The organism is Paenibacillus sp. NFR01 (genome assembly GCF_900111565.1).
In the GTDB taxonomy this organism is placed as follows: domain Bacteria; phylum Bacillota; class Bacilli; order Paenibacillales; family Paenibacillaceae; genus Paenibacillus_AQ.
Map to the genome: position 1 here is coordinate 220,304 of NZ_FOIK01000005.1, position 20,387 is coordinate 240,690.

At 57.4% G+C, this 20,387-nt stretch carries 22 protein-coding genes and 1 riboswitch; of the genes, 11 read left to right on the plus strand and 11 right to left on the minus strand.

Annotated features, from left to right (window positions below):
- Nucleotide 1: 1 nt before the first annotated feature.
- The 5 genes from BMW84_RS24870 to BMW84_RS20230 form a co-directional block, all read right to left on the minus strand.
- Complete coding sequence (locus tag BMW84_RS24870) at nucleotides 2-1,228, minus strand: hypothetical protein (RefSeq protein ID WP_091071485.1); 1,227 nt, start codon at nucleotides 1,226-1,228, stop codon at nucleotides 2-4.
- A gap of 329 nt (nucleotides 1,229-1,557) precedes the next feature.
- Nucleotides 1,558-2,532: an aldo/keto reductase gene (locus BMW84_RS20215; protein WP_254773059.1), complete on the minus strand. Its 975-nt coding sequence runs from the start codon at nucleotides 2,530-2,532 to the stop codon at nucleotides 1,558-1,560.
- A 52-nt stretch (nucleotides 2,533-2,584) separates the two neighbouring features.
- On the minus strand, nucleotides 2,585-2,800 hold the full coding sequence (locus BMW84_RS20220; protein WP_091071487.1) for a hypothetical protein: 216 nt from the start codon (nucleotides 2,798-2,800) through the stop codon (nucleotides 2,585-2,587).
- Between the two features lie 133 nt (nucleotides 2,801-2,933).
- The gene (locus BMW84_RS20225; RefSeq protein WP_091071489.1) at nucleotides 2,934-3,518 is read right to left on the minus strand and encodes a PadR family transcriptional regulator; all 585 of its coding nucleotides are present in this window, start codon (nucleotides 3,516-3,518) and stop codon (nucleotides 2,934-2,936) included.
- Nucleotides 3,519-3,524: 6 nt separating this feature from the next.
- Nucleotides 3,525-5,051 carry an MDR family MFS transporter gene (locus BMW84_RS20230; RefSeq protein WP_091071491.1) on the minus strand — a complete coding sequence of 509 codons (1,527 nt, stop codon included), beginning with the start codon at nucleotides 5,049-5,051 and terminating at the stop codon, nucleotides 3,525-3,527.
- A gap of 234 nt (nucleotides 5,052-5,285) precedes the next feature.
- Here BMW84_RS20230 and BMW84_RS20235 point away from each other — a divergent pair, with 234 nt between their 5' ends.
- The 4 genes from BMW84_RS20235 (at nucleotide 5,286) to nfsA (ending at nucleotide 9,054) form a co-directional block, all read left to right on the plus strand.
- Nucleotides 5,286-5,630 (plus strand): metal-sensitive transcriptional regulator, encoded by a 345-nt coding sequence (locus tag BMW84_RS20235; RefSeq protein ID WP_091071492.1) that lies wholly within the window; start codon nucleotides 5,286-5,288, stop codon nucleotides 5,628-5,630.
- A 31-nt stretch (nucleotides 5,631-5,661) separates the two neighbouring features.
- The gene (copZ, locus tag BMW84_RS20240; protein WP_091071494.1) at nucleotides 5,662-5,862 is read left to right on the plus strand and encodes a copper chaperone CopZ; all 201 of its coding nucleotides are present in this window, start codon (nucleotides 5,662-5,664) and stop codon (nucleotides 5,860-5,862) included.
- Between the two features lie 117 nt (nucleotides 5,863-5,979).
- Entirely contained in the window at nucleotides 5,980-8,232 is a 2,253-nt protein-coding gene (locus BMW84_RS20245) for a heavy metal translocating P-type ATPase (protein WP_091071495.1), read from the plus strand.
- Nucleotides 8,233-8,262: 30 nt separating this feature from the next.
- Nucleotides 8,263-9,054 carry an oxygen-insensitive NADPH nitroreductase gene (gene nfsA / locus BMW84_RS20250; protein WP_091071497.1) on the plus strand — a complete coding sequence of 264 codons (792 nt, stop codon included), beginning with the start codon at nucleotides 8,263-8,265 and terminating at the stop codon, nucleotides 9,052-9,054.
- 170 nt (nucleotides 9,055-9,224) lie between these two features.
- On the opposite strand, the gene BMW84_RS20255 is transcribed toward nfsA, so the two are convergent.
- From BMW84_RS20255 to BMW84_RS20275, 5 genes are all read right to left on the minus strand, one after another.
- Entirely contained in the window at nucleotides 9,225-10,013 is a 789-nt protein-coding gene (locus BMW84_RS20255) for an ABC transporter ATP-binding protein (RefSeq protein ID WP_091071600.1), read from the minus strand.
- Between the two features lie 157 nt (nucleotides 10,014-10,170).
- Nucleotides 10,171-10,932: an ABC transporter permease gene (locus BMW84_RS20260; RefSeq protein WP_091071498.1), complete on the minus strand. Its 762-nt coding sequence runs from the start codon at nucleotides 10,930-10,932 to the stop codon at nucleotides 10,171-10,173.
- Nucleotides 10,929-11,222 carry a thiamine-binding protein gene (locus BMW84_RS20265; RefSeq protein WP_091071500.1) on the minus strand — a complete coding sequence of 98 codons (294 nt, stop codon included), beginning with the start codon at nucleotides 11,220-11,222 and terminating at the stop codon, nucleotides 10,929-10,931. The genes BMW84_RS20260 and BMW84_RS20265 overlap by 4 nt, the downstream gene beginning before the upstream one ends.
- Nucleotides 11,223-11,266: 44 nt before the next feature.
- Nucleotides 11,267-12,328, minus strand: a complete 1,062-nt coding sequence (locus BMW84_RS20270) for an ABC transporter substrate-binding protein (protein ID WP_091071502.1) — start codon at nucleotides 12,326-12,328, stop codon at nucleotides 11,267-11,269.
- Between the two features lie 121 nt (nucleotides 12,329-12,449).
- Nucleotides 12,450-12,561, minus strand: a riboswitch (TPP riboswitch).
- A gap of 71 nt (nucleotides 12,562-12,632) precedes the next feature.
- A complete protein-coding gene (locus BMW84_RS20275; RefSeq protein ID WP_091071503.1) occupies nucleotides 12,633-14,096 on the minus strand; it encodes a hypothetical protein in 1,464 nt (487 codons plus the stop codon).
- A gap of 129 nt (nucleotides 14,097-14,225) precedes the next feature.
- On the opposite strand from BMW84_RS20275, the gene BMW84_RS20280 reads away from it, so the two are divergent.
- From BMW84_RS20280 to BMW84_RS20310, 7 genes are all read left to right on the plus strand, one after another.
- Nucleotides 14,226-14,666: a pyridoxamine 5'-phosphate oxidase family protein gene (locus BMW84_RS20280; RefSeq protein ID WP_091071505.1), complete on the plus strand. Its 441-nt coding sequence runs from the start codon at nucleotides 14,226-14,228 to the stop codon at nucleotides 14,664-14,666.
- Between the two features lie 108 nt (nucleotides 14,667-14,774).
- On the plus strand, nucleotides 14,775-15,449 hold the full coding sequence (locus BMW84_RS20285) for a response regulator transcription factor (protein WP_091071602.1): 675 nt from the start codon (nucleotides 14,775-14,777) through the stop codon (nucleotides 15,447-15,449).
- On the plus strand, nucleotides 15,446-16,894 hold the full coding sequence (locus tag BMW84_RS20290; RefSeq protein ID WP_091071506.1) for a sensor histidine kinase: 1,449 nt from the start codon (nucleotides 15,446-15,448) through the stop codon (nucleotides 16,892-16,894). The genes BMW84_RS20285 and BMW84_RS20290 overlap by 4 nt, the downstream gene beginning before the upstream one ends.
- Nucleotides 16,895-16,953: 59 nt before the next feature.
- Nucleotides 16,954-17,868, plus strand: coding sequence for an ABC transporter ATP-binding protein (locus BMW84_RS20295; protein WP_091071509.1), 915 nt, complete (start codon nucleotides 16,954-16,956; stop codon nucleotides 17,866-17,868).
- Nucleotides 17,865-18,581 carry an ABC transporter permease gene (locus BMW84_RS20300; protein WP_091071511.1) on the plus strand — a complete coding sequence of 239 codons (717 nt, stop codon included), beginning with the start codon at nucleotides 17,865-17,867 and terminating at the stop codon, nucleotides 18,579-18,581. The genes BMW84_RS20295 and BMW84_RS20300 overlap by 4 nt, the downstream gene beginning before the upstream one ends.
- 3 nt (nucleotides 18,582-18,584) lie before the next feature.
- Nucleotides 18,585-19,325 carry an ABC transporter permease gene (locus tag BMW84_RS20305; protein WP_091071513.1) on the plus strand — a complete coding sequence of 247 codons (741 nt, stop codon included), beginning with the start codon at nucleotides 18,585-18,587 and terminating at the stop codon, nucleotides 19,323-19,325.
- Nucleotides 19,326-19,481: 156 nt separating this feature from the next.
- On the plus strand, nucleotides 19,482-19,847 hold the full coding sequence (locus BMW84_RS20310) for an ArsR/SmtB family transcription factor (protein WP_091071515.1): 366 nt from the start codon (nucleotides 19,482-19,484) through the stop codon (nucleotides 19,845-19,847).
- 199 nt (nucleotides 19,848-20,046) lie between these two features.
- On the opposite strand, the gene BMW84_RS20315 is transcribed toward BMW84_RS20310, so the two are convergent.
- Nucleotides 20,047-20,241, minus strand: coding sequence for a hypothetical protein (locus tag BMW84_RS20315; RefSeq protein WP_091071517.1), 195 nt, complete (start codon nucleotides 20,239-20,241; stop codon nucleotides 20,047-20,049).
- Nucleotides 20,242-20,387 lie beyond the last annotated feature (146 nt).

Sequence of the window (20,387 nt, forward strand, 5' to 3'; positions counted from 1 at the left end):
TTTACTCGCCGCCTTTGCTAGGTTCGGTTGCTGAAGTGGGCTCAATGCCGCTGGTTTCTTCGTTGGCCGTCGATGGTACTGCTTTATCCGCTACCGGAGCGGTGGACTCCGCTGAAGGCGGAGGGGAATCGGCAAGGTTGTCTACGCTGTCTTCGGAAGGAGGAGGAGGCGCTGCGTCCTGCTTATCCGTGTCTTTGCCGGATTCATTGCCCGGACCGTCGCCTGCTTTTGGCGTGGCTTCATTATTTCCGGCATCCTTGTCTTTCCCGGTGTCCTTATCCTTCTCGGCGTCCTTATCCTTATCAACATCCTTGTTCTTCTCGGCGTCCTTGTCTTTCTCGGCTTTTTCTTTGGCCTCTTTCTCTGCCTTGGCTTTGGCTTCTTCCTCGGCTTTGGCTTTCGCTTCCGCCTCCAGTTTTGCTTTGGCGTCGGCAATTTGCTGCTGCTGGGCCTGCATGCCGGAAACCGCTGAATTTAAGGCATCTTTAGAGGCGTTCATATCTGCGCTTAATCCGTCGTAAACGGATTGGAGAGAAGAAGAAATGCCGGAATCCGCCGGGTCCGCGGTTCGGGCCATGAAGCTCAGGATCGGTTCCTCAGCCGGGAAATCCGGTGCAACGGCCGCGAACAGAATACCGCCGGAGCCCTCCGGTGCGGCGCTGTCCAGTTCATGGATGGAGCTTAAATATTTGATGATTCCAGCCAAGGTTTCGGCGAGCGTTTCAGAGATTACATTGCTCTGATCCACATGGCTGCGGAATTTTTCGAAAAATTGGGCATCGCGGATTTCCAGGCAATTCGGATCACTGTTCAGCATATAGCCTCCGATTTTTTGCAGGACGGCTGCTGTGCTTGCCGCTTCCTGCAGCATTTGTCCCCAGACGCCGGCATTCAGCTTCAATTGCTGATCCAGCTGCTCGATGTCTGCGGCTGCCGAGGCCATTTGCCCCGATAGCTCCTGCGCCGCCTGATCCAGCTCGGGAAGCGTCATCGCCGAGATATCGGCCGAAGGGGAGTAACCGGACTTGCCCGAATAACCGGTCAGCTTCGATTTCAATTCAATCAGGGTATCGACGTGCCGGTCGAATTCATTCAGCAGCTGTTCAATTTGGCCAGGGAATACACTGCACAGCTCGATGGAGCTGTTCTCTTCCAACGTATTTCTAAAGTTGCCGTAAGTGCCGCCGATTTGGCTGGAGGTATACAGCAGAAGCACGGATACCGCCATGCCCGACTGCAGGATTTTAAGTCCTATTTTGGACCGACTACGTTTTCGCCGTCTGGCTGATCTGGGATACAGAGGAAGGCCTCCTCTCATAACAAATTTCTTATTCGTTATATTCGTTCTTAATTAAGAACGTTTGTATAGGGAAAGCATACACGCCTCCCGGGAAAAAGAAAAATGCGAATTCGCTGAAAATGTTCTTAATAAAGCACATATATGACCGAAAATCTCTATATATCTCTTGATATCGCTGTTTTTTGTAAAATGTTCTTTATTAAGAACAAAAAAAGCCGGCACACTGTTGTGTGCCGGCTTTGCATCTTGCCTTATTCTTATATGAACCTTCCGCGTGCCGTTACGAACAGATCGTACCATTCCTTCCGGCTCAGCTCGAGTCCCTCTACTTCCATGCAAGCGGCGATCCGCTGCGGATTCACGGTACCGATTACCGGCTGAATTCCGGCCGGATGGGTCATCAGCCAGGAGAGCAGAATCGCTTCGCGGGAAACGCCCTTCTCTTCGGCCAGCCTGCGGATCATTTCCGCCGTGTTCGCGACCCGTTCCGGCTGCCCTTCCAGAGAACGCCCGGTGAACAAACCTTGAGCAAGCGGTCCAAAGGCCTGGATCTGGATGTTTTCCAGCCGGCAATGTTCAATCGTACCCTCGGGGAAGGAAATCTCCCGCCATGGCTCACGGTTGATGCCGATCACGGCTTCGATCCAATCCAGCCGCGCCAGGCTCATATGCAGCTGATTCACGATAAACGGCTCATCGCAATGGGCCTGAAGGAGCCTGATCTGCGCAGCGCTCATATTAGAAACGCCGAAGTGGCGGACTTTCCCCGCAGCCTTCAGCAGACGCAGCGCTTCGCCGACCTCCTCGGGGTCCATCAGCGGGTCCGGGCGGTGAAGCAGCAGGATGTCGAGATAAGGCGTGCCGAGCCGGGCGAGGGTGCCGTCGACGCTGCTGAGAATATGCTCTTTCGAGAAATCGAAGGTATTGCTGAGATCGCCCGGTTCCATCAGTTTGATTCCGCATTTGGACTGAAGAATGATCTTGTCGCGGAGCCCGGGATGGTCCTTCAGGATCGTACCGAAAATCGTTTCGGCCTTGCCGCGGGTATAAATATCCGCATGGTCGAACATATTGATGCCGGCCGCAAGCGCAGCCTCCACGGCTGCCTGGCCTTCCTTTAATTCCGCCGCGGTGACCGGTTCGCGGTTCCATTCCCCGCCGATGCCCATGCATCCCAGCGCGATGCGGCTGGCGGGGATTCCCCGCTGGTTCAGTGGAAGCGTAGTTGGCACAGTGTACCCTCCGTCGTTTCGATAAATTTTACTTCATTGCCATTGTACATCGTTAGAAGCCGGTGTGGTATTTTTTGTCACTTGAGGAGCGGTGTTTAGTGCCTTCCTTATCCTTTTCCTCTTGCTTTTCCAAGTTCAAATCCTCCATCGGGATCGGATCCACATTCCGTTCGCTTTCGAACCGGTCGAACAGGCTTGGCCGATCCGTCGGATACTGCTCCGGATGATCGCGCCGATCGCCCTGCAGCTTGCCGTCGTTGGATTTCATGGTACAACCCGCCTTTCTGAAGTGGTTTATACTTCTTTATTACCCCGGAGGACTTTTCTCAAAAGGGTGAAATGCTGCAGGACATAAAAAGGCCCGGATTCCGTATCGTGGGAATCCGGGCCTTGGAATAGACTTATTGCAGGGGTTCGCGATTCGTATCCAGTTCAAGCAGCTGGCCTTTTTCGTTCAATCTGCGGGCGGCGACGTCCGCATGCAGACGGCGCAGCCAGTTCAGCTCGGTCAGGTGATGCTCATATCTGCCGTACATGAGATGCAGCACGGAACGGGGAACGACCGAAATATGCTCTTCGTAGACCTGGTAAGCGAAATTGACCTGATGCTCCGAATGGCGGATCCGTTCCTCCAGCAGCTTCTCCAGCTTGCTCTGGTCGATGTAGAGGGAATACGCCAGGGCAACGTAGAGCGGATGGAAAATCTGATCGATTTTTTTCAACTGCTGCAGGATCAGCTGCTCGAAAAGCGCCTTGCCGCGTTCGGTGATCCGGTAAATGGTTTTATCCGGACGGTCGCTACTGCTAATGGTCTCCAGAGCCTCGATATGCCCTTCTTCAGCCAGCTTATCCACGGCATAATACAAGGAGCCCATTTGCAGCTTGATCAGCTGGTCCATCGCGCGTTCCTTCATGACCAGCTTGATCTCATACGGGTGCATGTTCCGTTCCAGCAGCAAACCGAGAATGACAAGCTTCATGGACATGGCGGCTTACCCTTTGGAGGGTGAGCCCTGCGGCGCCGGCGGCGAAGTCTTATCCTTCAAGCGGTCGCCCGGCATGAACAATACGAATACGACGGCCAGCACCGCCGGAACGAGTGCCCACATAAAGGTCTGGGCAACGGATGAGGACAGGGCGGCCGTAATTTTGTCCAGGACCTCGGCCGGGATTTTGGCCCGGGCTTCCGGCGTCAGCGCCGCGCGCGGATCGCCGAAGGAAGCAGTCTGGGCGTTGTCGCCGAAGGCGCTGCTCAGCTTATCGGTAAAGCTGTTGCGCTGAATGATGCCGAAGATGGTGATGCCGAGCGTCATGCCGAGCGAACGCATGAAAGTGTTGGTCGAGGTTGCCGACCCGCGCTGGCGCATATCAAAATGATGGATCGACGACATGCTCAGCGTGGAGAAGGAGAAGCCGACGCCAAAGCCGGTCAGTGCCATAAATACATTCAGCATCAGCCGCGACGTATCCGGAGACAGCGTGCCCAGCGTGAAAACGCCGGCAACGAAGAACACCACGGAAATCAGCATGATGTTGCGGAAGCTGGTCCGGCTGGTCAGGAGGCCGCCGGTCTGGCTGCCGATAACGGAGCCGATCATCATCGGCATCAGAATCAGGCCGGAGTTGGTGGCCGATCCGCCGTATACCCCTTGAACGAAGATGGGAATATAAATCGTTGCCACAATGAACGCCGATCCATAGAAAAAGGCGATAAGGCAGCTTGTGGCAAACAGCCGCTTGCCGAACATTTCGAAGGAAATGACCGGCTCCGCCGCCCGTCTTTCAATTAAGAGGAACAAAATGATCAGTACGGCAAAGCCGGCGAACAGCCCGAGAATTTGTGCCGAATCCCAAGCGTATTGGTTGCCGCCCAGTTCCAGGGCGAACATCAGGCAGATGATCGCGCCGACCAGCGTGAAAGCTCCGCCCCAGTCAATGCGTTGCTTATTGTGCTGAACCGATTCCTTGTAGAATAGGAAGATCAGGAAAAAGGCGACGATGCCGATGGGCACATTGATGTAGAATACCCATTGCCAGCTGACATAATCCGTGATGTACGCGCCGAGCAGCGGGCCGATAACGCTGGACACGCCGAAGACGGCTCCGAACAGCCCGGTCAGCTTGCCGCGCTTTTGCGGCGGAAAGATATCGAAGACGATCGTAAACGCAATCGGCATGAGCGCGCCGCCGCCGATCCCCTGAATCGCCCGGTAAATGCTGAGCTGGGTGATGGTTGTTGCCGTTCCGCAAAGTGCGGAGCCGGCCAGGAAAACGACAAGTCCGAAGATGAAAAACCGCTTGCGGCCGTACATATCGGACAGCTTGCCGAAGATCGGCGTGCCGGCCATAACCATGACCATATAAGCGGAGGTGACCCAGACGATTTTGTCGAGTCCGCCGAGATCCGCAACAATCGTGCCTATAGCTGAAGCTACAATGGTATTGTCCATGGCGGACATGAGTATACCTAGCAGCAGGCCGACAACTACAAGCTTCAAATTGCTCTCTTTCGAATGCATGCTTTATTGGCTCCTTTTGGAATAAACTTAAAAACTGAATTAATTATAGTCAAATTTGAATAGGGTGGCAACCCTTTATTTTGATTGTTGGGGTTCCCGCGAAAGCTTAACTTAGCTTGGAATCTTTCCGGGAGGGGCGCTGCATTGCTTTCAGTATGCCCGAAGAATTCGGCGAGATGTGATTGACATACCCATGGGGGGTATATTATAGTTAAGCCAAGGAGGCTGATTGTTGTGTCTACCAACGAACAAAGCCATGCCGGACACGCCTGCGAAGAGGATTGCCACTCCCCGGCGGGAGTACGCAAGAGCCATCATTCCCCCGAGTTCAAGAACGGACTTTCGACCCGGCTGAACCGGATCGAGGGCCAGATTCGCGGAATCAAGGGAATGATCGAGCGCGATACGTACTGCGACGATGTGCTGAACCAGTTGGCAGCCGTACAGTCTGCGCTGAACAGCGTCGGCAAGCTGCTGCTTGAGGGCCATATGAAGAGCTGCATCATCGAGCGGATTGAAGCCGGCGAGCATGAAGTGATCGACGAACTGCTGGTCACAGTCAATAAGCTGATGAAATAACCCATTATTTATTTCCAAGGAGGATATAGTCATGAGCAACGCAACACTTAATGTCGAAGGAATGTCCTGCAACCACTGCGTGAGCGCAGTAGAGAAGGCGGTAAGCGGCGTAGGCGCGGCGGCTAAAGTTAATCTGGCAGCCAAAACCGTTGCCGTAGAATACGACGAAAGCAAAGTGACTTTGAATGATATTAAAGCGGCGATCGAAGATCAAGGCTACGACGTCGTTTAATTGAATTTTGCATAAGGAAGGCTTGGATCGCCAAGGACCGGACAGGTCCGGGAGGCCATGCCTTTTCTTTTTCAATCCAGTATACCCCTATGGGGTATGAAAAGAGGTGTTCACATCATGGAAACAGCAAATAAACCTGCCGGCAGCGGACAGTCGGCGGATTTCGATATTACCGGAATGACCTGCGCGGCGTGTTCGGCGCGGATCGAAAAGGTGCTTGGCCGAATGCCCGGCATCTCTTCGGTCAACGTCAACCTGGCCATGGAGACGGCCCATGTGGAATATGCTCCCGGGGATGTAACGCCGGATGCGATTATGGAGAAGGTAAGCAGCATCGGCTACAAAGCGGAGCTGAAGCAGGAACGCAAGGAGAACGGTAAACGCGAAGAGCTGATCGCGCACAAGCGCAACAAATGGATCCTTTCCGGATTGCTGTCGCTGCCGCTGCTGTGGGCGATGGCCGGCCATTTTTCGTTTACCTCGGGGCTGCCGGTCCCGGAGCTGTTCATGAATCCGTGGTTCCAGCTGGCGCTTGCCACTCCGGTGCAATTCCTGATCGGCTGGCAGTTTTATACGAGCGCCTATAAGGCTTTGAAAAACGGCAGCGCGAATATGGATGTCCTGGTGGTGCTGGGGACGTCGGCGGCGTATTTTTACAGCTTGTACCTGAGCTTCGAATCGCTGGGCATGAGCGGGATGGACCATACGGTGGAGACGTATTACGAAACAAGCGCCCTACTGATTACGCTGATCCTGGTCGGCAAATGGTTTGAAGCGCTGGCCAAAGGCCGCTCGTCGGATGCGATCCGCAGCCTGATGGGCCTGCAGGCGAAGACGGCGCTGGTTGAACGGGACGGACAGGAAATTACGGTTCCGGTCGAAGAGGTCATTCCGGGGGACCTCGTGCTGGTGAAGCCAGGGACGAAAATTCCCGTCGACGGCGAGGTCATCGAAGGTTTGTCTGCGGTGGATGAGTCGATGCTGACCGGCGAGAGCATCCCGGTGGAAAAAAAGCCGGGCGATGCCGTCATCGGGGCGACACTGAACAAAAACGGCGTTTTGCGGGTGAAAGCCCGCAAGGTCGGCCGCGACACGGCGCTGGCCCAAATCATCCGGGTCGTGGAAGAAGCGCAGGGGTCGAAAGCGCCGATCCAGCGGATTGCGGACGTGATCTCGGGGATCTTTGTGCCGATTGTCGTCGGCATCGCGCTGGTGACCTTTGCGATCTGGTTTATCTGGGGCGCGCCTGGACAGTTTGCCGAGGCTTTGGAAAAAGCGATCGCCGTGCTGGTCATCGCCTGCCCTTGCGCGCTTGGCTTGGCGACGCCGACCTCGATCATGGCCGGTTCCGGCCGCGCCGCGGAGTTCGGCATCCTGTTTAAAGGCGGCGAACATCTGGAGGCCGCGCAGGCGATAAAGACCGTCGTATTGGATAAAACGGGGACCGTCACGCTTGGCAAACCGGTGCTGACGGATATTGTGACCTCCACCGGAATTACCGCGCACGGTAAAGAAACGGCGGAGAACCGCGTGCTGGCCGTTGCGGCGGCGGCGGAGAAGCTGTCAGAGCATCCGTTGGCCGAAGCAATTGTCGCGGGCGCGGCAGATCGCGGACTGGTACTGCCGCAAGCAGGACAGTTCCGTAACGTGCCGGGCCGCGGCATTATCGCTGCGGTGGATGGGCAACAGGTGCTGGTCGGCACGCGGCGGATGATGGATGAGCAAGGCCTTGACATCGCCCCTTGGGAAGCCGTGATGACCCGGCTGGAACGTGAAGGCAAGACGGCCATGCTGGTTGCCGCGGAAGGCGCGATCCTCGGCGTGGTTGCCGTTGCCGATACGATCAAGGAGACCTCGCGGGCCGCGGTAGAACGGCTGCAGGCAATGGGCATCGAGATCGTGATGATCACGGGCGACAACCGTATCACCGCCGAGGCGATTGCCGCGCAGGCCGGCATCCGCAAGGTGCTGGCCGAGGTGCCGCCGGAAGGCAAAGCCGCCGAGATCCGCAGGCTGCAAAGCGGCGGGAGCAAGGTGGCGATGGTCGGCGACGGCATCAACGATGCGCCGGCTCTGGCGACGGCAGATACCGGCATGGCCATCGGCACCGGTACGGATGTGGCGATGGAAGCGGCCGATGTGACGCTGATGCGCGGCGACCTGCAAAGCATTCCCGACGCCATCCTGATGAGCCGCAAAACGATGAAGAACATCAAGCAAAATTTGTTCTGGGCCTTGGCCTATAATATAATTGGAATACCGATCGCAGCGCTCGGATTTCTTGCTCCCTGGCTCGCCGGGGCGGCAATGGCCTTCAGCTCGGTTTCGGTCGTGCTGAATGCGCTGCGGCTGCAGCGGGTAAAGTTATAGAAAGATAGAGGCGCAAAGGAGCGGAATGGAATGGGCAATGAAGCGGATAATCAAGCGGGGGATTCGGCGGGCACCGTGACCAGCGAGACGATTGAGCTGCTGCGGCGGCATACGTCGGTCCGGCAATATCAGGACCGGCCGGTCAGCGAGGCGCAGCTTGCAGCCATCGTCGGCGCAGCGCAGATGGCCTCGACCTCCAGCAATGTGCAGGCATACAGCGTAATCGCCGTCAGGGATGCGGCGCTGAAGCAGCAGTTGTCGGCTTTGTCCGGCAACCAGGCCTATATTGAGCAGTGCCCGGTGTTCCTGGTATGGTGCGCCGATCTGTACCGCCTGCGCGGTGCGGCGGCTGCGCATGGAGACGGCGGCGAGACGTATGAAGATACGACGGAGCAGCTGCTCGTCGCCACCATCGACGCCGCACTGGCAGCGCAGAATGCCGCCGTGGCCGCCGAGTCGCTCGGCCTCGGCATCGTCTATATCGGCGGCGTGCGCAATAACAGCGCGGAGCTGTCCCAGCTGCTGGGCTTGCCGGAGCTGGTGTACCCGGTCTTCGGCATGTGCCTCGGTTACCCGGCCGGCGTGAATGGCCTCCGTCCGCGGCTGCCGCTGAAGGCGGTACTGCATCATGAGCGTTATGATGCAGCCGCGCAGCCGGAGCAGGTCGCCCTGTACGACGATGCATATACGGCGTATATGCATGAGCGCACCGGCGGCAAGCAGGCCGTCGCCTGGTCGGCGACGATGGCACAGCGGCTGGCGCAGCCCGTCCGGCTGCACATGCAGGATTTCCTGCGCGCGCGGGGCTTTATGCGCAGGTAGCTGGCCGCTCCGGGTAGGCGGAGCGGCAGGATCGCCCGCGCCCGGGTACTGGCGCGGGCAAAGTTAAAGGCGCAACCGGGAGAATCCGGTTGCGCCTTTTGGTGTTGTTGGAGGCGGCGATGGCCTCCAACGAAGGCGCCGCATTGGCGCGAATAACGGCAGAGATGCCGTTATTTCGTGCCCGCGGCGGCGCCCTTCGCCTGCTCCTCGCGCATCCACTGCGAGAGCTGGCGCTTGAGCCGGATAAACTCCGGCTCGTCGGCGATTTCCTCGCGGCGCGGCCGCGGGAACGGGACGTCGACCGTCTGGAGCACGGAGCCCGGACGGCCGGAGAAGACGTAGATGCGGCTGGAGAGCAGCAGCGCCTCCTCGATGTTGTGGGTGATGAACAGCACGGAGCGGCGGTTCTCCTCCCACAGCTCCAGCAGCCAGCGCTGCATCTCGCTGCGCGTCAGCGCGTCGAGCGCGCTGAACGGCTCGTCGAGCAGCATCAGCTCCTGCGGGGCCAGCAGCGCCCGCAAAAAAGCGGCCCGCTGCTGCATGCCGCCGGACAGCATATGCGGGTAAGCCCGCTCGAAGCCGCCGAGGCCGATCTTGGCCAGCCACCCGCGGGCGGTTTCCCGCGCCGCGCCGCGCGGGTTGTCCTTGAGCTCCAAGGCGAGCAGGACATTGTCCTCAATGGTCCGCCACGGGAACAGCGCCGGCTGCTGCGGCATGTAGCTGATCTCGCCGCGTTTGCCGGTGACGTCGACGCCATTCATGCGCACCGTCCCGGAATCCGGCGCCGTCAGGCCGCCGATGATGTGAAAGAGCGTGCTTTTGCCGCAGCCCGAGGGGCCGACAATGGAGACGAACTCCTGCGGCTGCACGGTCAACGAGACGTTGTCCAGCACGGCCGTCGTGCGGCGACGGTGCGTGAAGGACTTCGAGACGCCGGAAACTTCAAGCGCCGGCGACATATTAACCGAGCCCGCCGCACCGGGGACTTTACGTTCTATACCGTCCAGCGGTGTGAAACCGCCGGTAGAAGGACTGTCCGAATCAACGTCCGGCTCCATGCCTAATTCCATTTCCGTGTCCATCCCGGAACCTATGCTCATGTCCTTTCCTCCTCTCTCAAGAATGACCGCGCGGTTTCCAGCGCACGAGCCATTTTTCCAGCAGGGCGATCAGCGCGAACAGCAGCAGGCTAAGCAGTACAATAATGACAATGGCAACGAACATGCGATCCGTGCGGTACGCCGATTTTTGCAGCAGCATATAATAGCCGATCCCTTTATCCGCCCCGATCCATTCGGCGACGACGGAGCCCATGACCGCGTAGGTCGCGGATATTTTCAACCCGGAGAACAAGCTTGGCAAGGAGCCGGGCAGCTCCAGCTTGGCGAAAATCTGCCATTTGCTCGCCCCGGCCATCTTCATATAATTCATCATGACCCGGTCGCTCTGCGCCAGCCCGCCCATAGCGGCCACGGCTACCGGGAAGAAGCAAACAAGGGTGATCAGCACGATTTTGGGCAAAAGGCCAAAGCCGAACCAGATGATCAGCAGCGGCCCCAAGGCGATGGAAGGCACGTTCTGGCTAAGGATCAGCAGCGGGTAGAGCGCACGCTTTAGCCAAGGCAGCAGATGCAGCAGCAATGCAACGATAAAACCGACGCCGGTGCCGATCGGAAACCCGATCAAGGTCAGCCGCAGCGTCGCCGCCGTATGCTCCCACAGTCCCGAGGCATTGCCGGAGAATTCGCTGCCGATCTCGCCGGGGCTGGGCAAAATCCAGGATTCGATGTGGAAGGCGGATACCGCAACCTGCCAGCCGGCCACAAATAAGATGACCGCCACAAGGGGCGGCCATATTTGCTTCCAGTACGATCTCACGGACGGTATTTCTCCGTCAGTTTGTCCATGCTGATGCCGTTCGGATTATGGGCGATCTTGATCTGGGAGATGACGCTCGGGCTGCCGTGCTCGATCAGTGCTTCGTGCATCTTGCGGACAACGTCCAGCAGTTCGTCCAGTTCGCCCTCCATCGTTGTCTCCAGCGGATTGACCTGATGTTTGACGCCGGATGCCTGAATCACTTGAATCGCATGGTCGACATAAGGAATGGAATCTTCATTGTTCGGAGTCTTCGGAATTACTTGAATGCTGAGCAGCGTATTTGCCACGGTTAATCATCCTCTCATCAATATATCTTATCCAATTAGTTTCATTATTCAGCCGGTAAAAAGTCGTTCGTGAACGCCTTGGACGCATCCAGCGGCTGATCCAGCAGCTTCAGGCCGTACATCCAGTCGGCGTAGTTTTTCCATACTTCCTCTTTCTGCTCACCCCAGCGGGCGGCATCGTCCTGGTAGCGCGGGCTAAGCCATTTCTGGCTGGCCAGCACCAGCTTCGGATCCAGGTCGGGCACGGCCTTCGACAGGATGCCTGCGGACTCTTCCGGATGCGCGATGGCATATTCATATCCTTCGGACGTGGCTTTCATAAAAGCTTTAACCACATCGGGCTGTCCGGCAATCTCTTTCTCGCTGGTGACCAGCACCGGCGTGTAATAATCAAGCTGCGGCGCGTAATCCTTCAGATAGATCATATCGAGCGGTTCGCCGCGCAGCTCGGCTTCAATGCCGGTCCAGGCGTAGAAGATCCAGGCAAAGTCGATGTCGCGTTTGACGGCGGTAAAATAATCGGCTTCGCCGATATTGACCAGCTTAACCTTTTTCACGTCGCCGCCTTCGGGATCCATGATCGCCTTCATGGCCGCTTCTTCGGCCGGCGAGCCCCAGCCGCCGTACGTTTTGCCTTCGAAATCCTTCGGCGACTTGATGCCTTTATCCTTCGGCGCGGCAAAACCTGACGTATTATGCTGGATGATGGCGGCGATGGAGACGAGCGGGACGCCTTGCAGGCGGGCCAGCGTCAGGCTTTCCTGGGCGCTGATGCCGAAGGCGGCTTCGCCCGAGGTGACCATCGCGTCGGCGCCGGCGGAGCCGGGCTGCACGATGTCGACGTCAAGCCCCTCTTGCTCGTAATACCCCAGATCCTTGGCTACATACAGCCCGGTGTGGTTCGTGTTCGGCGTCCAGTCGAGCGCGACCTTGATTTTGGTCAGCGTTTTAGGCGCAGCCGCCGTGGCTGCCGGCGAAGCTTCGGGCGATGCTGCCGCATTGCCAACGTCACCGCTTGCATTGCCTCCGTTATTACCGCCGCACCCGGTGGCCGCAACCAGCAGCAGTCCGGCCAGGGCGGTGCCCATCATTTTTCTCATAACCATTTCTCTTCTCTCTCCTCCCAGCAAACCCTAGTCTTCCAATTCCGCGATATACCCATACAAAAAAGGCGCCCCGACAATCGGGACGCCGCAAATGCGCAAGGTGGCAAGTACTGTCAAACAGGCCTTAACCGTAAAGTGTTCCTACGCTGGCATTATCCAGATCAGGTATAAGGGTCAGTATCTTTATGGGATACAATCTCAGCCGGCCGATTCCAGCACCCCTGGGTCTATGAAGTTTCCGGGCATTGCTTCGTTCTACGGTGTATTATAGACGCGTGTTCACTTGATGTCCAGCGTTAATCTTTCATTCCTTGGCGTAAAACTTTTTCCGCCGGCGGCTGCGAATGCTGTTCCACAGCTCTTTCAGTGTCAGGATGATGCTGGCGGCGATGCCGATGAAGGTTACGAACAGCGCCAGATACTCAAACGGAGAGTACCCGCGGATTTTGCTCCAGTCGATGTTCCCCTTCAGGTCGTCGATGACCTGGTTCATCCCGTAAATGCCGCTGACCACGGTAAACACAGTGAGGATCATCAGCAGCGTATCACGGCGTTTGGCCTGGAATTTCTCCTGGTACTGGAACAGGTCGCTGAGCGTCATTTTAACTTCCTCAAACAACGCATCATTTCCGTAGACTTTGCGCAGCTGGATAAAAATCTCCCGGCCCTGCGACTGCGAAATCAGCTCCAGGAAATAAAATTTGGCCGAAAATTTGTTGATCAGGAAGATCAGGTTTTCGATTTCATCGTAATCGCGGTTAATCCGCAGCCGGGAATGCAGGTTGGCGAGCTTCAGCAGGACGATTTTGTGAAAAAGGCTCAACAGCAGTCCGTAGTAATATTCCCCGTACATCTGGTTCGCCAGCTGGACGGCGATGTTCGGCTCGGCCCGGCTCAGGCAGCAGAACGTCTGCTCGTTGGTCATGTAATACGTATCCGGGCCCCAGCGGTCATAGGAGTGCTCGCGGCAATATGCCTGAATATAATCAGGGTCGCTGGCGCTCGTATAGGCCCGGCCTTCGATGGTCAGCCCGTCCAGCTGCGAGGCACGGTAGCGAAGCGGCACCGAAAGCTCATCCGCCTCGCCGTCGCCGCGTTCAAAGCCGTAAAAGGCCTGCACCATCATCCGCTCGTCCACGAAAAAAGGCAGGGTCTCAAAATAAGCGCCGTTGATTTCCGATGCGTCGAGAAAGGACCGCAGCCCTTCGACAAGATTTTTAAACAGAAAATCCTCCACTTCCCCGAATTCCCGCTCCCGGCAGCGAATGGTTGTATGTTTATCCTGATAGGAAATGTCCTCCAGCGTCCGGAAGCGGTCGGCGAATTCGAGCGCCATGCTGAAGGGCAAATGCTCCTCCTCGATCCGGACCCGGATGGTCAGAAAGCCGAGCTGGAACGGGCAGACGAAAATATCCGTAGACAGCACGCGAAACGCAATCGACCCCGAGGGCATTTCCAGCGTACACTGCAAATCATTGGCTTTGGAAAAACGCCGGAAGGAGTCTTTTTCCTGGTCGCGTGGAAACAGCACATGGGAGGCGAACGGCAAATAGCTGCGCTCCATTTTTTCGTGGGATACGCAATAACCTTCCCCGTAATAAGCGTCCTGAAGGTTCTTGTTGCTCAGATGGAACCGGGTAAAGCCGTCTTCCTCCAGCTGCTGAATCAGCCGGTCGTCCTCGCCGTCGCGGATGGAGAAAGGAAAAATAAACTGCTGCAAAACGGTATGTAATTTCGGCTCCTGCTTCTCTGCCGCCGGATTGGCCATCCTACCCTCCACCTTATCGTCAAAAATACTCGCATATTCATATTACCCGATCCGGGCTCGGATTCAATCTTTGCCGAAGGGGTACACTATTATAGGCACAGTTCGACAACAGAAAGGAGCTTGTACAACATGGATAATCAGGAACTGGAGAAAAAAATCATCGCGGCGCTGGACGAAAATCCGTTCGGATCGTTCGGCACCATCGAAGCCGGGAATAAACCGAAGGTTCGCTATATGGCGGTGTTTCACAAAGGGCTGAATATATATCTGGCCACGAACCGCAAAACACATAAGGTGGAGGAGCTGCAAAGCAATCCGCGTGTTTTCCTGCTGCTGGGGTATGAACAAGGCGGAGACAAAAACATTCTGGAGATCGAAGCGGCTGCGTCCGTCACGAAAAACGACAAGCTGCGCGGAGAGCTGTGGAACAAGTCGCTGGAAAAATGGTTCAAAGGGCCGGATGACCCGGACTACGTCATTCTGGAGCTTGCGCCGGACCGGATCGAATATATCGGCAAAAACGAAGAACACGGCGTATGGCAGGGAACGGTTGCCGGCGCTTCGAGATAAAGCTGCAAACGAGACGATCAGCCATCTCTGCTTTCGGGCGGGGGTGGCTTTTTGCCGGGAAATGTATGTAAAATCATCTTATCCAGATTCGGAAAGGACAAGATGACGATGGGCGCAACGCTTTTGTACATAGAAGATGATCCCGAGATCGGAGCGGCGGTCGCCGCCGATTTGCGGGAACGGGATTATGCCGTGCGCTGGCTGCGCAGCGGCGACGAAGCCGTGGAGGCGGCAGAGGGCTGCCGTTTGGCGGTGCTTGATGTGATGCTGCCCGGGCTAGACGGGTTTACGGTCGGGCAGCGGCTGAAGCGGGCATATCCCGCGCTGCCGGTCTTGATGTTGTCCGCGCGTTCCTCCATCGACGATAAGCTGCAGGGGCTGGAGTTCGCCGACGATTATTTGACGAAGCCGTTCCATCCCGATGAGCTGGCCGCGCGGATCGAAGTGCTGCTCCGCCGCAGCGGGCCGGCGGCCTCTGGGCCGATTACGCTGAAGCATCTGATTGTGCATGAAGCGGATAACCGGATTACCGAGGCGGCAAGCGGGCGGGAGATCACGCTGACCGGCAAGCAGTTCCAGATTTTTTTCTATCTGCTGCGGCATTTGGGGCAGATTCTGACCAAGGAGCAGATTTACGAGGCGGTCTGGGGCGAAAGCTATATCGAGGGCGATAAAACGCTGATGGTGCATATCCGGTATTTGCGGGAAAAGCTGGAGCTTGATCCGGCGGCTCCGGAAATCATCGAAACCGTGCGCGGCATCGGCTACCGGGTGCGGGCATGAAGGGGCGGAAGCGGAAACGGCTGCAGCGGGGTTCGCTGCTGTCCCGTTATTTGCTGATCGTGCTGCTGGCATTGCTGTTTATTCCGGTTGTGCTGCCGCTCACAATGGCAGGTTACGGCATTTTTGACCTCATGACACAGAAGCCGGCTCCGCCTGGAGCGAACGCGGCGTATGCCAGCGTCGGCAAGCTGGAGAAGCTGTGGCATGAGGCGGCGCTGAACCTGGCGGGCAAAGATGATGCTGCGGTGGATGGGAAGCTGAAGAAACTTCATGCGACGTACCCCAAGGCAGCGATGTTCTGGGTCGATGGAGCCGGTACAACCCGCTTGCAGCTCAAGCCGGCCGGAGCCGACAGTGCCGCTGCCGGCAAGCTGCTGCAAGGCATTCCCGCAAAGTGGGATGCTGCAGCTGCGATTCAATACATGAAAGACAGCCGGGACACCGATCCGGTGTCCATCGTGGCTTTTATGGGTGATAAGGCGGACGCGGGGCAAGGGTTTATGGTGATGCAGATTCCCGCAGCGCTGACAAAGGCCGATCAGGGTGCCCGGTTCAGCCTCTGGTATTTTGCCGTGTTTTTTCTGTTTTTCCTCTTTTTCGCCAGCTTGTCGTGGATGTTTTTTATTGGCATCCGCAGACGCCTGCTGCGGCTGCAGACCGCGATGAGCTTTAGAGAGGCTTCGGGATTGCCGCAGGCGGTCGTTCCCGGCCGGCTGGACGAAATCGGCCGGCTGGAGATCGCCTTCAACACGATGGTGGGCGAATTGGCCGCGGGCCGGGAACGTGAGGCAGCGGAAGACGAGCTGCGCCGCCGGCTGATCGCCGATCTGTCGCATGACCTGCGTACCCCGCTGACGGTGATCCGCAGCCATTTGCATGTGCTGGATAAAGAAAACTTAAGCGGGCGGGCGAAGGAATCGCTCGGCCTGATGGATCAGCGGATCGAAAGCTTAAGCGGGCTCATCGACAATCTGCTCTCTTATAATCTGCTCAGCAGCGGCAAGGTGACGCTCAAAGCCGAAAAGAAGGAGATGCTGCGCCTTGTCCGGGAAAGCGCGGCGGCATGGTACCCGCTCTGGGAGAAGGAAGGGTTTCAAATCGAGATTGACCTGGAAGGAGAACCGCTGTATTGGACAGTGGATGAAAGCTGGTTCCGGCGGATTCTGGATAACCTGTACCAGAACGTGGTACGTCATGCCGGCAGCGGGCAGTATATCCGGATCGCGGCGGACACGGTTCACGGACGGCGCGCCATCATAATCGAAGACCACGGCAAGGGCATGGAGGGCGGCGAAGGCAAGCGGGGCGCGGGCCTTGGCTTGTCGATCGTTGATCTTTTGCTCAAACGGATGGAGCTCGGCTGGGCCGTCGAAAGTACAAAGCAGGGGACCTCGATCGCGATATTCCATCCCGGAGCGGCAGCGGAAAATTTAAACCAATTTTAAACTTGGCACGCCCGTTCTTTTAACCTCGGCCCGTTATGCTGGGTAACGAGGTGAAGAACATGAATGAAACAGTGATCCGCGCGGCGGATTTGCGCAAAGTATACCGCGGCCGCGCGGCGGTGGACGAATTGAATTTGAATATCGGGAAAGGGCAGATATACGGCTTTCTCGGCCCAAACGGCGCCGGAAAAACGACGACGATCCGGATGCTGCTCGGATTGATCAAGCCGACCTCCGGCAGCATCGATATTTTTGGACAGGAGCTGCAAAAGCATAAACTGCCGATTCTGCGCAGGATCGGTTCGCTGGTCGAATCGCCCTCCTATTACGGGCACTTAAGTGCAGTTGATAATCTGGAAGCCATCCGGCGCATTCTGGATGTGCCCAAATCGCGGATTGCCGAGGTGCTGGACATCGTCTCGTTGACCGGTGAAGAGAAACGCCCGGTCAAAGGCTTCTCGCTCGGCATGAAGCAGCGGCTCGGCATTGCCGCCGCGCTGCTCGGCAGTCCCGAGCTGCTGATCCTGGACGAGCCCACCAACGGCCTCGATCCGTCGGGCATCCAGGAGATCCGCTCATTGATCAAGCGGCTTCCATCCGAGCAGGGGATTACGGTGCTGGTCTCCAGCCATTTGCTGAGCGAGATCGAACAGATGGCGGACACGGTCGGCATTATCAACCAGGGCCGGATGCTGTATGAAGATACGATTGCGCATCTGCAAGCGCAGGCGGCGGGCGATCTCCGCTTGTCCGTATCGGAGCCGGAGGCGGCGCTGGTCTTAGCCGAGGCTGCGGCAGGCGGGCGGGTCGCGCTTCGCGAAGGGCGCCTTATCCTGCCGCGAATAAACGATGCCCGTGTGGCGATATTGATCCGGGAGCTGGTCGAGCGCGGCCATGATATTTACCGGGTCGAGGAGCGCCGGCAGTCGCTGGAGGAATTTTTCCTGCAGATCGTTGAAGGAGGCGCGTCATGATCGGGCGCGTCTTCTCCGCGGACTGGCTGAAGATCCGCGGCAAGGGGTTATGGTTTCTCGTCTTTCTGGCTCCGGCGGGACTCCTGGCGATGCAGGGGCTCAATTTCGGCCTCCGTCTGGATTACTTGAAGGAGCAGTACCGTGCCGACTTATGGGGCGGCTTACTCGACAACCTGTCCGAGTTTGTGCCGGTTGCGCTGTACTTGGGCGCGGCGCTGCTCTCCTCGCTGATGGCGAATGTGGAGCATCAGACGAGCGCCTGGAAGCAGCTTCTGGCGCTGCCGGTCTCACGCACGGCCGTTTTCCTGTCCAAGCTGCTGCTGCTCCTGCTGCTGCTCGCCTGCTCCTGCCTGCTGTTATCGGGCGGTACGGCACTGCTCGGTCTGCTGCTTGGATTCGGCGAACAGCCGGTGCCGTACGGCAAGCTGCTTCAGCTCAGCTTCGCCGCCTATGCGGCCGTCCTTCCGGTCGTCGCCCTGCAGCTCTGGCTTTCGCTGGCCAACCGCAATCAGACGCTCCCGGTCGGGCTGGGCCTGACGCTGTCCATCACGAGCCTGTTCTCCTTGTATATGCCGAAGTGGGTGCCGCTGATCTGGCCGTATCTGGCGTGGAGCGGCGCCAAGCCGTGGCTGTACAGCGCGGCTGGACTTCTCCTGGGCCTGCTGGTGCTGCTGCCGGGCGCGCTGCATTTTGCACGGAAGGATGTGGCCTGACATATGAAAAATTTCATGAGACTTTGCTCGGCCGAACGGCTGAAGCTGTCGCGCTCCCATCTCTGGATTCTTGTGATCGCGAGCCCGGCAATTGCCGTTCTTGTCGGACTTCTGGCCGATAGGGCGGCGGACGAAAGCGTGACCTGGCGCCTGCTCCTCAGCGCCATGTCCGCCATTCATGCGATGCTGTTTCTGCCGGTGCTGTCGGGCGTGTTCGCCGCGATGCTCTGCCGGTTCGAGCACGGGGACGGCGGCTGGAAGCAGCTGCTGGCCTTGCCGGTGCGCCGGACCTCGGTGTACCTGGCGAAGTTTGCGATGACCGCGGGGCTGCTCGCCGCCGTGCAGCTGTTGTTCCTGGCTGCCTTGCTTGCTGTCGGAACGCTCCGCGGCGTGCCCGGCCCGCTGCCGTGGCAGCTGATCGGCGCCAGCGTGTTCGGCGGCTGGTTCGCCTGCCTGCCGCTTGCCGCGCTGCAGCTAGCCGTATCCCAAGGCTGGAGCAGCTTCGGCGCTCCGCTGGCGCTGAACGTCAGCCTGACGCTGCCCAATATGCTGATTGCCAACTCGGACCGCTTTGGCCCTTATTATCCATGGGTCCAGCCGCTTCTGGCAATGTCCCCGTTCAGCGGCGATGAGGCCTTTGGCGCGTTTAACCTGCCGCTGGAAACGCTGATGGGCGTTGTGCTGGGCAGCCTTGTGCTGTTCCTGGCCGCCGGGCTGATCGCCTTCCGGCGGAAAGCAGTGTAGAGCCGGGAGCAGCGCGTTGTTTGCAGAACAACTGCGCTGCCCTTCCTCTTGCCGGGGTTCCTCCATGGACTTTGCGCGAAGTTTTTTCTATAATTAATCGTAGAGACTTCGAATAACCGGAATTTCCGGATAGCATATGGAGGAGGAGGTTAGGGCATGGAACCGGCAGCGGTTGAAGAATGCGACAACACCTGTGAAGGATCGGAGCTGGGGCCGGACTCTGTGGCGCTGATCCTTCCGGATCGCGAGATCACCGACAAGATGGCGGAGATGTTCAAGGCGCTGGGCGACCCGACGCGGGTACGGCTCATCTACGCGCTCTCCCGGCAGGAGCTGTGCGTGCATGATTTGTCTTCGATTCTTGATATGGGGCAATCGGCAGTATCGCATCAACTGCGGTATTTGCGTAATCTACGGATCGTGAAGCGGCGCAAGGAAGGCAAGACGGTCTTCTATTCGCTAAACGACACCCATGTCGAGCAGATTTTCCTGCAGACGCATGAGCATATCCGGCACGAATAGAGGGTTGTTGCATAAGTTGCGGACAGACCGTTCCCGCCTTTGGCGGAGAGCGGTTTTTTTGTGCGAAAGGGCGTTTGGTAAGAGCAACGGCGCTCAAGTCCGTTAAGGGTAACAAACAGGCAGAGCAGCACAGATATGGGCAGGTAGGAACCCTCAATAAAGAAGACCCCGACTCGGGGTCTAAGAAATTCGATCTATTCTACACAATCCATGTAATTACAACTATAATTACGACAAAAATGGCCGCGACAATAATCAAATCAAGGATTTGACTCCAAATACCGGGGACTCCCTTTGTATGGAGCTTATGCTGATTCACATCATGATTGGCTTTATGGCCGCCGGGATCCGTCGAGTTTGACGCATTCGGTCCGGGATTAAAGAAATCGCTCATCCATACCGCCTCCTTTTCAGAAGATCCAATTCCCATAACTTGTTGATATGTTAATTATATACTTTTTTACATTAATGGAGGGGTATTTGCGAAAAAAGCTTGGATTTCTTTTAGTAGCTTGATGACCGACTGTGTCCGGTATTCCG